Source organism: Burkholderia sp. Bp9015 (genome assembly GCF_003853505.1).
Taxonomy (GTDB): domain Bacteria; phylum Pseudomonadota; class Gammaproteobacteria; order Burkholderiales; family Burkholderiaceae; genus Burkholderia.
In genome coordinates this window covers 226,977-242,059 of record NZ_QTPZ01000002.1, presented here as the reverse complement: position 1 = coordinate 242,059, position 15,083 = coordinate 226,977, and the positions used below count along the sequence as shown (strand labels likewise).

Sequence of the window (15,083 nt, the reverse complement as noted above, 5' to 3'; positions counted from 1 at the left end):
GCGTGATCGTTCAGCGTTGCACGGAAGGATTGGCGAGCGTCCGGTCCGACGCATCGGGATCGGACGCGCGGATCACGACCGCGGTGACGTTGTCCCGGCCGCCCGCGCGCAACGCGAGGGCGACGAGCTCGTCTGTTGCGCGCGCGCAGTCGCCGCAGGCGAGGGCGGCCGAGATGTCGGCTTCGTCGAGCTCGTTGCTCAGGCCGTCGCTGCACAGCAGAAACATGTCGCCGTCGCATACGTCGATGCGTCGTTCGTCGAGATGCAGCTGCTCGGCGGCGCCGACCGCGCGCGTGATCACGTGCTGCGACGGGTGATGGCGCGCCTGCTGTGCGCTCAGGTGGCCCTGCGCCTGCAGTTCCGCGACGTGGCTGTGATCGAGCGTGAGCTGCGTCAGGCGCGCGTCGCGGTACAGGTAGATCCGGCTGTCGCCGGCCCACAGCCAGCCGCATTGGCGGCCGCTCGCGAGCAGCACCGCCACCGTGCTGCCGATCATGCGCACGCCGCGCCGGGCGGCCGATTCGCGCAATTGCGCGTTGACGGCATCGAGCGCGGTACGCGCCGCCGCGATGAAGTCCGCCAGCGTGGCCGAGGCGGCCAGCCGATCCAGCGCCTGCACGATCATCCGGCTCGCGAGGTCGCCGGCCGAATGTCCGCCCATGCCGTCCGCAACGGCCCACAGGCCACGGTGCGGCAACGCGAGGCAATCGTCTTCGTTGATCTCGCGAACCCGGCCCACGTCGGTGCGTGACGCCGAAGTCCATTGCAGTTCTGCGCTCACGGCGCGCCATTCCTTTTCGTTCAGGGCGGGTTCATGCCGATCAGGGCTTGTGAACGCGCGTTGCCGGCCGGCTTGAAACCGGCGCTAGACGAGCCGGTTCCTGCCGTCCGCGCCGACCCCGACCACGATGTTCGCGCCAGGCGCCGAGTTCGCGACGTCGATGTTCTGGATCTGGTTGAGAACCTGGTTCGCGTAGAACGTGTTGTACGTCTGATAGAGGTTGACGACCGGCCCGAACGCAGGCGCCGGCGGCGTGTAGGGCTGGATCCAGCCGAATACCCACGGCGCGCCTGCGCCGCGGATGAACGACATCGTCTTGCGGTCGATGTCGCGCTGCATGTGAAGGTCGGTAATTGCGAGCGTGGTCATGATGCGTCTCCGAATGGGGCTTGCCGACGAACCGGGTACCCGATACGTGCAAACCTCGTGCCATGCGTGACACGACCCGCGTGCGTGGCCCGGCGCGGGCGTCGATCCGCCCGGGCGCCACGCGCGGCAAGGCAAGGCGCGATCGACACGCGTTGCTTGCATCCTCGTGCGTCGCGGCCTCGTCCCGCAATGGTTGTACGCGAGCCAACAGTCGGGGCCACGAACGTGGTCGCGAAACCGACACGTGCTCCGGCACATGCAGACGGCGGTCGGGCGCGCCGACTGGTGCTGCCGCACCAACAAAATCCCCGGCAAACGGTTGGCCGCGCGGCGACAGCGCGGTGCGCGGTTCGCCGGGCGCTTCCCGCCAGGCCTTGCACGGCGGGCGCCGCGAAGAGTGGCACGCTTGATGCAGGTTAGTTGGCAACCGGCTGACCCATGAGCAACACGGGCGGCCGCCAACCTGCAGACGGAGCCCGTCATGGAACGCGACCTTCAACCAGTGAACAGCATTGCGGACGCAAGCGCGCAGGCAGCTTCGCTGTCCGGCGGCGTCGATGCACTGCCGCTCGGCGCGCACCTGGTTTCCGATCGCGGCGCCTACAGCCATCACGGCATCTACGTCGGCGACGGGCGCGTCGTCCACTACGCGGGGCTGTGCACGTCGCTGCATCGCGGCCCGATCGAGGAAGTCTCGCTCGAACGCTTCGCCGCCGGTCACGCGGTGCGCGTCGTGCCGCATCCGTACGCCGCCTATGCGGGACGCACCGCAGTGCTGCGCGCGCGTTCGCGTCTGGGCGAAAACCGCTATCGCCTGCTCACGAACAACTGCGAGCACTTCTGCACGTGGTGCGTGGAAGGGACGGGCCACAGCGAGCAGGTTCGCACCTGCGTCATGCATCCGCGGACGGCCGTCCGGTTCGCGCTGTCCGTCTGCCGCGCGCTGCTCGCGGCGCGGCGCGCGGGCGGACGAGGCGCCGCGGCCGCCATCGCCGCCGCATGAGCGACGTCCCGGCGCGTTCGACATCGTCATCAGGGGGCTCAAATGAACGGAACCGAATCCTCGCTGCGCATGCAGGTCGACAAGTGGCTCGCGCCAAGCGCGCGCGTGCCGGCGCGCATCGTGCGCTTCAGCCGCCTGCCCGCGCAACGGCGGCGCTTCGTCTGCGTCGAGGCCGTGCATCCGGCCGGCACGATCGCGATCTTCTTCTTTCGTCACGACGACGGCTCGTGGTGCGTGTTCCCGCCGGCCGATCGGCGGCCCGCGATGATGTCGCAGGCGGCCTGACCGTGCGTGCGCGGCCGGGTGGTGTGCCGTCAGCGCAACAGGGTCGGGCGCGCCGGGGACGCCACCGTTTCGGCCGCCGGTGCATGCTTCAACGCAGCCCCGCGGGCGTCGGTGTGCAGATAGGGGAAAGGCTGCGGCGCGAGCATCGTCTGATGCGCACGGACCCGCGCGCCACCGCTGATGGCGGCCATCGCCTGGCGGTCGAGGTCGACGCTTTCGGGAAGATCGTTGATGACGAGCACGCCCATGGTTGACTCCGCGAAATCGGATGGAAGAGGGGCAGCCATGCAGCATCGCGCGATGTGCCGACGTACCGGGAATCTGTCCAGTATAGGTTCGCCGCACGACCGCGCGCGCTGGAAAATCGACCGGGCAGCGCGGGCGCGCGTGGACGGCGAAAAACCTGAAGCCGGTTCGCGATCGATCGACGTGAATTCTAGTTCCGGCACCGATTGCACAGGGCGTGACCGCAGACTAGTATGATTTGTTAGACGTCCTGTCAGAAGGCCTGCGGCCGGTGCGGCGCGCAACCGAATTCGTCTGATGATGACGTGGCAGCGTGCGCAGGTTCGATGGTGTCCGGTGCATCAACGACATGTCGCGCTGCACGGGTACGTCGTGGACGGTCCTTGCCCTGGCGGCGCCGCGGAACGCCGAAGCGGGTCGGCAAGCTGAAGCTGAGTAGACGGCATACGAATGATGAGCTTTGCGCAGCTGATTCAGACATTCCAGAGTGGGACGCTGTCGCAGGAAGCGTTCTTCTCGGAGATCGACCGTGTGCTGGCGACCGATCAGGTCGATTGCGCGCGGTTGCGCGAAGTGCTCGACCAGACGCAAACCACGCAGCCGTTGTCGGACGATATCTATGCGGAAGTGCTGAAACGACTCGAGCGGTGTCGCGACAGAACGGCATCCGCGGGCGACGCGACCCGGATCCAGGAGAGCCCGCTTCGGCCGGACGCGCGTCCGGGCATCGCGCCCGGGCCGTCGGGTGACGCACTGTCCGTCGACGGCGAGCGCGTGAAAGGCATCGGCGATACGCTGAACGGGCGCTTCGTGCTGGAGGAGTGCCTGGGCGTCGGCGGCATGGGTACCGTGTACAAGGCGCTCGACCTGCGCAAGCTGGAGGCGTCGGATCGCAAGCCGCATATCGCGATCAAGGTGCTCAATGTGCAGTTTCGCGGCCAGCCGACCTCGCTGATCGCGCTTCAGCGTGAGGCCCGCAAGGCGCAGACGCTCGCCCATCGCAACATCGTCACCGTCTACGACTTCGATCGCGACGGTCCGCTCGTCTACCTCACGATGGAGTATCTGTCGGGCCGGCCGCTCAGCAAGGTGCTGCGCGCGCCGGACTTCAAGGGCATGCCGCTCGATGCCGCGTTGCCGATCATCGCCGGCATGGGCCAGGCGCTCGCCTACGCGCACGAGCGCGGCTTCGTTCACTGCGATTTCAAGCCCGCCAACGTGTTCCTGACCGACCGCGGTGAGGTGAAGGTGATCGACTTCGGGATTGCGCGCGCATTCCAGCGGCGCGACGAGGATCCCGACGTGACCGTGTTCGACCCGGCGAGCCTCGGCGGCATCACGCCGGCCTATGCGAGCCCGGAGATGTTCGAGCATCTCGAGCCGGATCCGCGCGACGACGTTTACGCGCTCGCCTGCGTCACCTACGAATTGCTGACCGGGCACCATCCGTTCAATCGGCTGTCGGCCACCCAGGCGCGTCACGACCACTTGCGGCCCGAGCGTCATCCCGGTCTCGATCGCACGCAATGGCGAACCTTGAGCGCCGCGTTGTCGTTCGACCGCGCGGCGCGCACGCCCAGCGTCAACCAGTTCCTGGAAGGCATGGGCGTGCTCAAGCCGCCCGCCCGGGCATCGGGCGTACGCGTGGGGGTGGCCGTGGGCGCTTGCACGGCGGCGGCGGTCGCCGTGCTCTGGTACGGCTACCAGGCGCTTTCGCGCAGCGGTGACGGGCGCTCCGCAACGGATACGGTTGCGCACGCGACTGCGGGCGGCGGGAATGGCGCGACGGCGAGCGCCGGTGCCGGCAGCGCGCCGGCGGCCGCCGCGAACGCCGTGCCCGCTGCTGCCAGCGCGCCGCCGCCAGCAGCACCGGCACCGGCACCGACACCCGCACCGGCGATCTCGCTGGCGGCCGTGACGGCTGCGCTGGCGCGCGTACCGTGTTCGGCGCTGGTTGCGTCGGTGCAGGATCGCGTGCTGCAGGTGCGCGGTTATACGGAAGCCGGTGTCGGCATCGGCCGCGTGCGCAGTGCACTCGGCGGTCTGGCGGGCGGGCAGGCGGCCAAGCTCGACGTGCGTCCCGTCGACGCCCGCGATTGCGAGGTCGTGAGCGCGCTGGCGCCGTACTGGCGATCGAATCAGGCATCGTCACACGCCGCGTCGCTCCGTACGCGAGCGCCGGACGCGCATCTCGCGGAAGGCAGCCCGCTGGTCATCGACATCACGACACTCGCTTACGAGTCGTATGTGAACGTCGATTACTACGTGCTGAACGGGAGCGTCGTGCATCTCGTGCCGAGCAGCCGCGAACGCGACAACCAGGCGCCGCCGAATTACGCCGCGACGATCGGCAGCATGGGCGAGTGGGTGATCGGGCCGCCGTTCGGCACCGAGATGATCGTGCTCCTCGTCACGCCCGCGCCGCTGTTCGACGGATTACGGCCTTCATCCGAGCCGCGCGCCGCCTATCTCGCGGCAATCGGGCGGCAATTGAAGCTGTTCGAGGCCAAATACGGCGAGGGGCGCATTGCCGCCGATTTCATCCAGATCACGACGCATGCCAACGGCCACTGAGCGGGCCGATGCGCCGGTCAGCGGCCCAGCGCTTGCGCCGCCTGGTGAATGGCGCGGCGGATGCGGGGAAACGTGCCGCACCGGCATGCGATGTTCTTCATGGCTTCGTCGATCTGGTGGTCGTCGGGACGAGGGCAGCGCATCAGCAGCGCGGTGGCGGCAATCAGCTGGGCGCTCTGGCAATAGCCGCATTGCACGACGTCGACGGCAATCCACGCGTTCTTCAGCGCCCGCGCTTCGACGCCGTCCAGCCCTTCGATGGTGGTGATGCGCGCGCCGTTCAGCGTACCGACCGGCAACTGGCAGGCGGGCACGGCCTGATCGTTCAGGAGCACCGTGCACGCACCGCAGACGCCGACACCGCAGCCGAACTTCGTGCCGGTCAGCTTCCGTTCGCACCGAATCACCCAGAGCAGCGGCGTGTCGGGCTCGGTATCGAGGTCAGCGGTTTCCCCGTTGATACGGACTGACACCATCGGTCGTCTCCTTGCCCGGGCGGGCTCGGCTTGATGAGCGGCAGGGTGCGATGACGCACACCCGTGAGCGCATACAGCGCATTCGCCACGGCCGCCGCGATCGGCGGCGTGCCCGCTTCGCCGACGCCGTGCGGCTCGGTCCCGCCGGCCAGGACTTGCGTGACGATCTCGGGGCAAGTCTCCATGTTGACCAGCGGATAGCTGTCGAAATACTGCTGCGCGACTTGCCCGTTCTCGATCGTGATCGCCTGCTCCAGCGCGGCCGACAATCCGAAGATGATCCCGCTCTCCATCTGCTGCTCGATCAGGTTCGGATTCACGGCCAGCCCGCAGTCGATCACGCAGAACACGCGCGTCACGCGAAAGCCGTCACCGTCTTGCCGGACTTCGGCGACTTGCGCGACCACGCTGCCGAACGATTCGTGCATCGCGACGCCGCGTGCGCGCCGCGCGCCGGTCTCGTCGCGCCACGCCAGCGGCGAACGCCAGCCGGATAGCGCGACGAGCGCCCGCAACACGGCCACGTGGCGCTGGTGCGCCGGCTGCTTCAGCATGTCGAGCCGAAACTGGATCGGGTCCTTGCGAGCCAGCGCCGCCATCTCGTCGATGAAGCTCTCGACGAAGAATGCCTGATGCGAGTGTCCGACGGAGCGCCAATAGCCAACCGGAACCGGGAGCGTCACCGTATTGTGCTGGACGAGAATGTTCGCGCATTCATAGGGCAGGTCGAATGCGCCTTCCGCCGTGGTGGCGTCGGGCAGCCATTTCGCGGCGAGGCCCGGCATGCCGAAGGTGCGCGGCATTGCCTGCGCGCTGATCGACTGGCTCGCCGACACGCCTTTCCAGGCAACCAGCCTGCCGCTCGCATCGACGGCGCCGCTGTATCTCGCCACGCAGGCCGGGCGGTAGAAGTCGTGCGTCATGTCCTGCGGGCGCGACCAGATCGTCTGGACGGGCCGCCCCTTCGCATGAAGCGCGATGGCGGCCGCCTGCGTGATGAAGTCGACTTCGAGCCGCCTGCCGAAGGCCCCGCCGATCAATTGCTGGTTCACGACCACCTTGTCTTCGTCCAGGCCCAGCAGCGCCGCGACTGCCCGGCGTGCCACCATCGGAACCTGCGTGCCGCACCAGATCGTTGCCGCGTCGTCGTCGACCCGCACCGTGCAATTCATCGGTTCCAGCGGCCCGTGAGCCAGGTACGGCACTTCGTACTGCGCGACGAACGGCTTCGCGTGGCCCAGCGCTGCATCGGCGTCGCCGGCGGCGTAGAACACGTGGCGCCCGTCGTCGCCGTCGAGGGCGCGCGTCAATGCCGCGCGGACGTCCGCGGTATTCACGCCCGCAGCCGGCCCGTGATCCCATGTGACCGGCAACCCGCACAACGTCCGCATGGCGATGAAGGGATTGTCGGCAATGACGGCAACGCCTCCCGTTCCGCCGTGGTATGGCGCGATCGTGAAGACACCGGTCACGCCCTTCAGGCCGCCGACCGTGGACCGGTCGACGGCCAGCACCGTTCCGCCGAGCGTCGGGCACATCGTGACGCTCGCATACAGGAGCTTGTCCGGAAGCACGTCGATGCCATAGCGCGCGCTGCCGTCGAGCTTCGCGTGCGCCTCGATGCGGCCCAGCCGTTTCCCGACCAGCATGAAAGTCTTCGGGTCCTTCAGAGCGACATGTGCCGGGCGCGGCACGTCCCGCGCGCGCTCGACAAGTTCGCCGTACGTCGCCGAGCGCCCCGACCGATGCAGCACCGCGCCGGCTTTCGTCTCGCATTCGGCGACGGGCACCTGCCAAAGCTGCGCCGCGGCGCTGCGCAACATGATGCGGGCCGTGGCGCCCGCTTCGCGCATGGGCCCCCACAGATCGATCATGCTCGTCGATCCGCCCGTCACCATCGAACCCAGATAGCGTGCGCCGTGGCGCACCACGGCCGCCGCGCCGCGCGCGAGCAGGCTGTCGTCATCGGGACGAAACGGCAGGCCGTCGGCCAGTGATTCGCGGTCCTTGTAGATCGTGTCGAGCGGGGACATGACGATGCGCACCCGCGACCAGTCCGCATCCAGCTCTTCGGCCAGCAACATGGCCGCGCCGGTATGTATCCCCTGGCCCATTTCGGATTTGCTCATGACGATCGTCACGTCGTTAGCGGAACTGATCATCACCCAGCCGTTCAGCGGCACATCGACGCGCGACATCGCCAGCTGCGCGGGTATGGCCAGCCGGTCGTCGCGGCGCCACCACGCCCAGCCGATCACCAGCGTGCCCGCCACGCCCGCACTGCCCAGCACGAAGGTTCTGCGCGTCAACATGAGGTGGCCGCCGACATGTGTTGATCGAGTCACGGCGCCGCCGGCGAATCACGCCACGCGCCTCCGGCATTCAATGTTTCGAACACAATCCGACATTTCATTACAGCTGCAATCACCTATATTAGTCACTGATCTCGGCAACCGAGAACCTGAATGTGAGGTTCGTTTGAAACAAGCGCTGAAGAGGCGGCCTGCAGCGACCGGATCGACATGCGTGGGGTTCCGGGACGCGAAGCGCATCGAGCCGGCCGCTTCGAACGCACCACCGCCGGAGGCCGTCGATGCTCGTCGATGAGGTTCACGCGTTGCTGCTCGGGTTGCCGGCGCCATGGCGAGCAGCGTTCGAACGTCACGGTCTCGACCTGTCCGATTCGGGCACGCCCGAGGAGACGGCGAAGCGACTGAGCCGGCCGCTGCCGATCGACTGGGACGATCCGCGCATTCACGATCTCTGCCCGGACACCACGCGGGCGATCGAGCCCGGCGACCCGGCACGCAGTCTCGTCTATCACATGCTCGCACTGTCCACGTGCCCGGCGCCGGATGCCGGCGTGCGCCTCGAGGCAATCGACTTGCTGGAGAACTACATCGATTCGCTGGCGCCGTTGCCGCCCGACTGGCAGACGCTGGACATCGCGGTGCTGGCTTACCAGTACCGGCCCGCGCGCCGTACCGGACATCAGCAGCATGCGGACCTCGTGTTTTCGCGACTCGGCATTGCGCGCAACGGCGACGTCGACGCAAGCTACGACGAGCAGACCCGCAGCTTCGTGCCGCACGTGCCGGACGGGATCGAGCATGTCCGCGCGATGCCGGCGCGCTATGGCGCGTTTCTCGTGCGCCGGGTCACCGGCCCCGGCACGCTCGCGCTGATCGAGGGCAGGCAAGCGGGCGACGATCGGCGCACCTTCATCGAACCGGTGCGCAAGCTGTTTCCCGATGAATGCCTGCCCGGACGCCGGTTGACGATGCAATATGGCCACTGCCATCGCGGTGAGAAGCTGAAGCGGGCCGTCGAGGCGCGCTGGGGCGTGCGGCCGTCGCCATCCGGCGATCTGGGCGGCGCACCGTATGCGATCTGCTCCGAGGACGCCGGCACGGCACCGCCTGCCGGCGCGAGCACCCCGGCAGTCGCACTGAAGCGTTCGGGCGCGGCCGTACTCCTGATCCCGGCCGCGCGGCCGCTGATCGAGCCGGTGAACGCCGCCAACTTCGGCGTGCACGGCTTCGGCGTGCCGGCTCGATGGCGGCTGGCCCCGCTCGCCAACCGGCGCTTCACGACGATGAGAATCATCACGAATCTGTGGAAGCTGGTGCTGGCCGCCGTCGACGACCTGCGGCAGCACTATTTTCCGCATTTCGCGCCCGCCTGGCTTCGATTTCCCGAACCGCGCAATGCACCGGAGTTCATCAACATCCGGCACAAGGCGCATGAGGACGGCTCCTGCACGGATATGCGCGCGCATCCCGTCGACCGACAGGCATTCCTCGGGGAAGTCGGCAAAGGCGGCTATCGCGCGCAGCTGTTTCTGGATCACTGCAGCGAAGGCGTCGTGACGATCCGTATCGCCGAACTGGCGGGACACGCGGTACACCCGGCCTATTCGGTCGTTGCCGCGCCGGACTTCTACCCGTATGCCGACCAGGCGGAATTGCAGCGCTGGTTCAAGGACCGTCGGATCGATCCGAAGTCGCAGTTCAGGAGCGGCTCGCCGATATCGCTCAGCGCCGAGCGCCTGCCGGCCAATCCCTATCACATCGATCCGTTCAGCCATACGCAGGCGTTTTCGCCGCGTGACGAGACGGTCGCCGTCGCGTTCAGCCGGGAGGCACGCTCGGCGCGGCGGCGGGACCGGGAAGTGCAGATGCCGCGCATGACCTCGTTTCTGTCGGACGCGTCTTCGGGCGTGTTTGCGCCCGGCTGGGACGTCACCTATGCGGGCAACCGGCGCGGCATCTTCCTCGCCACCTTCGGGCTGGGCAGCCCGTTCGCCGAAGATATCAAGCTGTGCGCGGCCTCCAACAGCTTCTGGCCCGCCGTGAGTCCTGACGCGTCCAGAACCTTCAACCGGAGCGACGCGCCGACCGCGATCCCGATGCTCGACCATGAACTCGGCCTTCATCCGTGTCATCCGCTGGTCACGCGCGGCGACGAGTCGAACACGCGGCGCGGATGGGACGGCGAATACGGCCCGTACCTGACGCCCGACGGCAGCGTGGATTACGCGGACATCGAACGCTCGGACTACGTCGCCAACGCGCTGCACGGCGAGATGCTGTACGGCGCGTTCGAGCATGTCGATTCGGTCGAGCTGGTCCGGCGCATCGGTGCATTGCGCCATGCCGTCGCCGCATGCGACCACGGGCAAACGCCGTCGCATACGAAGCTGTGGCTGGTATCCGCGCGGGCACTTCGCGAAGCCGACGCTGCGGACGCGCCGGGCGTTGCCGCGCGCTATCGCTTTCTTTTCGTTCTGCCTGCCGCCGATGCGACGCCGGCGCAGCACATGCCGGGACGGCTGCGCGTGCGCTACGGTGAGGCGATCCGTTGCGATGCGACCGAGGCCCGGGTGATCGGCCCCGTGCTGCGCTGCGCACCGGGGCCGGACGCGCTCGGGCTTTACTGAAGGGAACCGCGATGAATGCGATCGACGTGCTCGTGGTCGGCGACGGGCCTGCCGGATGCGCTGCCGCGATCGCGGCAGCAAGAGCGGGCGGCAACGTGTGGATGCTGGGCCGCGGGCGTTCGCGGGCGGCGCCGGAATGCGTGTCCGGCGCCGCGCTCGCGCTGCTCGATCGACTGGCGCCGAGTCTCGCCCGGCAACCGCATACATGGCTCGATGATGTGGCCGATGCGCAGCGGGGACGTGCGGTCATCCGCAGCCGTCTCGACGACGGCCTGCGTGCCGAAGCGCTGGCTGCCGGCGTTCGCTATTCACGTACGCCCGCCGGCGGGCTTCTCGCGCGTGTCGAACACGGCGCGGTCGTGGGCATCACGCACGGCGACGGCGATGTCGGCGCAAGCACCGTGATCGATGCAACCGGCGTCAACGGGTGGCTGCGTCGCGCGATGCGGCTCGATGTGACGACCGACTCTTCGCTGTTCTGGCTTCGCCGCGGCTACGCGCGCGGGCCAGGCACGCACCCCGGCACATACTGGAACATCGCGCGCGGCGGCTGGCTGTGGATGAGGGCGACGTCCACGTTCCGGATCTGGACGTCGCTATCGATGCTGCGCGATGGCGAGATCGCGTGGCCGGCGGACACGACACCCGTCGGACCGGTGTGGCGCGAGGGCAGGCGCTGGCAGTGCGTGCGCCGGACCGCGGGCCCGGGCTATATCGTGTGCGGCGATGCGGCGGGTTATCTCGACCCCGCGACAGGAGACGGTTTGCGTTTCGCCATCGCTTCCGGCCTGCGCGCGGGCGCAATGGCCGTCGACGTTTCGCGTCATCCCGGTGGGGCAAGCGTGCTGGCCGCGCTGTACTGCGACTGGGTGACAGACAGCTACGAGCGCAGCAGAGCCGTGTTGGCACGGAGTTACGCGCGTGCGGGGCTCGATCTCGGATGGCGCGACGCAGTCCGCTGCGCGGCAGTGGATGCGGCATGAAGGCCGGTTGCGCTTTCGACCATGCAAAGAAGCCCGCCAGCGGGACCTGGCGGGCTTGAAACGCCGCGGGACGAACCCGCGGCGGGCTGAGGAACTTCGGTACGACTCGATCGAAACACTGCTGCGACTGCAAGCAAGCATCGCGAAACTTACAAGCCCAGCTTCGCGATGACCTGGCCGCCGAGGTTGTTGATCGAGTTGGTCACGCTGGTGAGATCCTGGTGGGTCGATGCATCGACCTGCGTCACCGGCGCCGTGATGGTATTGGCGCTGGCGAACGAGAATCCGCCGCCGGTCACGATGTTGTTGATACCTGCGTTCTGGAACACGCTACCCCCGCTGACGGAAGCCATTTCCTTGCGGCTGAGTTCGTGGGCGTGGGACAGATCGTTGATCATCAGTGCGGACATGGTCAATCTCCTTGAGTGTGCTGCGGTTTGGAAAGAGCACGTTTCGTTGCGCTCGCAGCTACCAATGCACGGCGCGTGCCAGGCTCTGCTCGTGCGCGCGGGAAACACATCCAACCTCATGAAAACAAACGCAATTCAATTGGCTCGACGCCATTTCACCGGGTTCGCCGGGCAAGATCGGAGCACGGCGGTGTCGGGTTCTTCCAGACGGTTTCCGCGTCTGCTGTTCTATCCCGGCCAACAGGAACGGGACGTGGCGCTGGCGATTCGCGTCGAAAGCATCGACGGGCAGCCGCAGCGTGTGAGCGCCCGCGCAGGAAAGCCAGCGACGCGATGCTGCGCCGGCGGTCGGCAGCAACCGGCATTGACGCAACGATCGTCACGAGGTACTTCGGATCACTGAATTTAACGCGTACCATCCGGAATGGCACAACGCATCGGGACAGCCGCGCCGACGGCCAACGGGGCATCGATGCGACCACGCGGCACCATGACTGGCGCCGCGGCGCCATCCGCCTCGATGAGGCGAAGCGGATCCGCGTGCAGGGAAGGGAGGTCGAAGGCGCGGCGGGATCAGCCCGGCCGCTGATGGACGCGGGCGGTGCTGCCGACGGTGCGTCGGCCCGTCTGCCCGTTCATGCCGGCTTCGTTTTTATCATGCAGGGAAGCCCGCCAGGGAACACGGCCTGGCGGGCTTTGAACGCCGCGGGACAACCCCGCGGCGGGCTGGAGCGTTTCGGTCGACGCTGTCGGACACGGTTGCCGCTGAGCGGACATCCGGCGCGGCTTAGAGGCCCAGCTTGCCGACGACCAGGCCGCCGAGGTTGTTGATCGAGTTGGTCACGCTGGTGAGATCCAGGTGGGTCGATGCATCGACCTGGGTGACCGGGGCCGTGATGGTATTGGGGCTCGCGAACGAGAAGCCGCCGCCGGTTGCGATGTTGTTGATTCCGTAGTTCTGGAACACGCTACCACCGCGGACGGAAGCCATTTCCTTGCGGCTGAGTTCGTGGGCGCGGGACAGGTCGCTGATCATCAGTGCGGACATGATAAATCTCCTAAGTTTGCTGCGGTTTTGGAAGAGAGCACGTTTTCGTTGCGCTCGCAGCTACAAATGCATGGGGCGTGCCAGCCCGCATCACGCCTGCGCAATTGGCGCTTAACCCAATGAAAACAAAGGACATTCCATCCGGCTTCCGATAATTCGCCGCGTGCGCCGGGCAAGCTCGAGGAAAGACGATGTCGGGTGTTGCCAAACAATTTGCCGGGCAACTGTTTCGCGTCATCCAACACGAAGGCGGCCTGGCTGCCCGCATCGGCTTCGCTCCGTCCGGCATCGCGATGCCGCCGGAAATCCGCGGATGCTGCGGGTCGTTTGTATCGGAACCGTGGCGCACCTGCGTCAGGAGATCGTCGTCATGAGCACGCTTGAATACGATGTCATCGTGGTCGGCAGTGGCTTCGGGGGCGCGGTGGCGGCCTGCCGCCTCGCGGAAGCGGGATGGAGGGTGCTGGTGCTGGAGCGTGGCCGGCGCTGGACGCCGAAAACGTATCCGCGCGACGAGACCGACCCGTGGCTCTGGAACCAGCAGAACCCGCAACGCTTCCACGGCTGGGCCGACCTGCGTGTTTTTTCCGACATGTCAGTGGTGACTGCCGCGGGCGTCGGCGGCGGGTCGCTGATCTACGCCAACGTCTCGGTCGAGGCCAAACCCGACGCCTTCGAGCATGGCTGGCCGCCGGAGATCACGTACGAGGCGCTCGAGCCTTATTACCAGCGCGTGGGCTGGATGCTGTCGGTCCAGGAGGTGCCCGACAACCAGATCAGCGAACGCACCCGCTTGTTGCGCGATGCGGCCGACGCCTGCGGCTGGGGCGATCGGTATCGCAAGTTGCCGCTCGCCGTGTCGTTTTCGTCGACTTACGATCCGTCCTTGCCCGACGCGCGCGACGACCGGCATTCCGTCAGGCACGTCAACGTGCACGGGGTATCGCAAGGCACGTGCGTACACTGCGGCAATTGCGACATCGGATGCCAGGTGTCGGCGAAGAATACGCTCGATCTCAACTATCTGGCCGTGGCCGAGCGCCATGGCGCAACGATCCTGCCGCTGCACGTCGTGCACAAGCTCGAGCCGCTCGGCCAGGGATGGCGCGTGCATTTCAACGTCATCGATCCGGCCGCGGGCAGTTTCATGCCCGGATCCGTCACGGCGACCAGGGTGATCGTCAGCGCCGGATCGATCGGCAGCACCGAGCTGCTGCTGCGCTGTCGCGACGCGCATCGCACGCTGCCGAATCTATCGCCGCGGCTCGGCTGGGGCTGGGCCTTCAACGGCGACTTCGTGACGCCGGCCTTCTACGGCAGCCGGAAGATCTCGCCGTCGCACGGCGTCACCATTTCCGCCGCGATCGACCTGCTCGACGGGGCTGCCGACGAAGGTCAGCCCTTGTTCGTCGAGGATGGCGGCGTGCCCAATCTTGCGCATGATTTCGTGCGCCGCCACCTGCAGCGTTCGCACGGCAGGGCGATGCGCACGTTCTGGCGAGCCTTCGCGCGCCATTTCGATTGCGACGACCCGGTCGAGAACATGATGCCCTGGTTCGGCCAGGCGATCGATCCGGGAGACGGGCGCATGCGTCTCGGTCGCTGCTGGTTTGCGCCGTGGCGTCGCGTGTTGCGGCTCGACTGGTCGTACACGCGATCGCAGGCGGTGGTCGATGCGATGGTCGACACGCACCGGCGCCTGTCGGCCGCCACAGGCGGCGAACCCTTCGTCCCTCCGACGTGGAGCGACTTCCACAGGCTGATCACCCCGCATCCGCTCGGTGGTTGCAACATGGGGCTCACGCACGCGGATGGCGTGGTAAACGCGGACGGAAAAGTATTCGGTTACGACGGGCTCTACGTGATGGACGGTGCGACGATCCCGCGTGCGCTCGGGCTGAATCCGTCGCGCACGATCGCCGCATTGGCCGAGCGCAACGTCGCCGTGTTGCTTGGCCGGCGTTAAGCG

At 67.4% G+C, this 15,083-nt stretch carries 13 protein-coding genes; 6 read left to right on the top strand and 7 right to left on the bottom strand.

Annotated elements, in window-relative coordinates:
* Window positions 1-10: 10 nt before the first annotated feature.
* Window positions 11-781 (bottom strand): PP2C family serine/threonine-protein phosphatase, encoded by a 771-nt coding sequence (locus DIE12_RS03475; protein WP_124519829.1) that lies wholly within the window; start codon window positions 779-781, stop codon window positions 11-13.
* Window positions 782-865: 84 nt separating this feature from the next.
* Window positions 866-1,150 (bottom strand): hypothetical protein, encoded by a 285-nt coding sequence (locus DIE12_RS03470; RefSeq protein ID WP_044846565.1) that lies wholly within the window; start codon window positions 1,148-1,150, stop codon window positions 866-868.
* Window positions 1,151-1,631: 481 nt separating this feature from the next.
* Between DIE12_RS03470 and DIE12_RS03465 the strand changes: the two genes are divergently transcribed.
* Complete coding sequence (locus DIE12_RS03465) at window positions 1,632-2,153, top strand: lecithin retinol acyltransferase family protein (RefSeq protein ID WP_124519830.1); 522 nt, start codon at window positions 1,632-1,634, stop codon at window positions 2,151-2,153.
* 42 nt (window positions 2,154-2,195) lie between these two features.
* Window positions 2,196-2,438 carry a hypothetical protein gene (locus DIE12_RS03460; RefSeq protein WP_044846567.1) on the top strand — a complete coding sequence of 81 codons (243 nt, stop codon included), beginning with the start codon at window positions 2,196-2,198 and terminating at the stop codon, window positions 2,436-2,438.
* A gap of 29 nt (window positions 2,439-2,467) precedes the next feature.
* On the opposite strand, the gene DIE12_RS03455 is transcribed toward DIE12_RS03460, so the two are convergent.
* The gene (locus DIE12_RS03455) at window positions 2,468-2,686 is read right to left on the bottom strand and encodes a hypothetical protein (RefSeq protein WP_124485927.1); all 219 of its coding nucleotides are present in this window, start codon (window positions 2,684-2,686) and stop codon (window positions 2,468-2,470) included.
* A gap of 448 nt (window positions 2,687-3,134) precedes the next feature.
* Here DIE12_RS03455 and DIE12_RS03450 point away from each other — a divergent pair, with 448 nt between their 5' ends.
* Window positions 3,135-5,258: a serine/threonine protein kinase gene (locus DIE12_RS03450; RefSeq protein WP_124519831.1), complete on the top strand. Its 2,124-nt coding sequence runs from the start codon at window positions 3,135-3,137 to the stop codon at window positions 5,256-5,258.
* 17 nt (window positions 5,259-5,275) lie between these two features.
* Here DIE12_RS03450 and DIE12_RS03445 read toward each other — a convergent pair whose 3' ends face one another.
* Both DIE12_RS03445 and DIE12_RS03440 read right to left on the bottom strand, forming a co-directional pair.
* Window positions 5,276-5,734, bottom strand: a complete 459-nt coding sequence (locus tag DIE12_RS03445) for a (2Fe-2S)-binding protein (protein WP_044848690.1) — start codon at window positions 5,732-5,734, stop codon at window positions 5,276-5,278.
* The gene (locus tag DIE12_RS03440) at window positions 5,662-8,046 is read right to left on the bottom strand and encodes a molybdopterin cofactor-binding domain-containing protein (RefSeq protein ID WP_124519832.1); all 2,385 of its coding nucleotides are present in this window, start codon (window positions 8,044-8,046) and stop codon (window positions 5,662-5,664) included. The genes DIE12_RS03445 and DIE12_RS03440 overlap by 73 nt, the downstream gene beginning before the upstream one ends.
* A gap of 281 nt (window positions 8,047-8,327) precedes the next feature.
* On the opposite strand from DIE12_RS03440, the gene DIE12_RS03435 reads away from it, so the two are divergent.
* The gene (locus tag DIE12_RS03435; protein WP_124519833.1) at window positions 8,328-10,673 is read left to right on the top strand and encodes a hypothetical protein; all 2,346 of its coding nucleotides are present in this window, start codon (window positions 8,328-8,330) and stop codon (window positions 10,671-10,673) included.
* Between the two features lie 26 nt (window positions 10,674-10,699).
* Window positions 10,700-11,656, top strand: coding sequence for an NAD(P)/FAD-dependent oxidoreductase (locus DIE12_RS03430; RefSeq protein ID WP_124519834.1), 957 nt, complete (start codon window positions 10,700-10,702; stop codon window positions 11,654-11,656).
* Window positions 11,657-11,805: 149 nt separating this feature from the next.
* On the opposite strand, the gene DIE12_RS03425 is transcribed toward DIE12_RS03430, so the two are convergent.
* Together DIE12_RS03425 and DIE12_RS03420 are read right to left on the bottom strand one after the other, a co-directional pair.
* On the bottom strand, window positions 11,806-12,066 hold the full coding sequence (locus DIE12_RS03425) for a hypothetical protein (protein ID WP_044848682.1): 261 nt from the start codon (window positions 12,064-12,066) through the stop codon (window positions 11,806-11,808).
* Window positions 12,067-12,853: 787 nt separating this feature from the next.
* Window positions 12,854-13,114: a hypothetical protein gene (locus tag DIE12_RS03420; RefSeq protein WP_044848681.1), complete on the bottom strand. Its 261-nt coding sequence runs from the start codon at window positions 13,112-13,114 to the stop codon at window positions 12,854-12,856.
* A 370-nt stretch (window positions 13,115-13,484) separates the two neighbouring features.
* On the opposite strand from DIE12_RS03420, the gene DIE12_RS03415 reads away from it, so the two are divergent.
* A complete protein-coding gene (locus tag DIE12_RS03415; RefSeq protein WP_124519946.1) occupies window positions 13,485-15,080 on the top strand; it encodes a GMC oxidoreductase in 1,596 nt (531 codons plus the stop codon).
* Window positions 15,081-15,083: the final 3 nt, after the last annotated feature.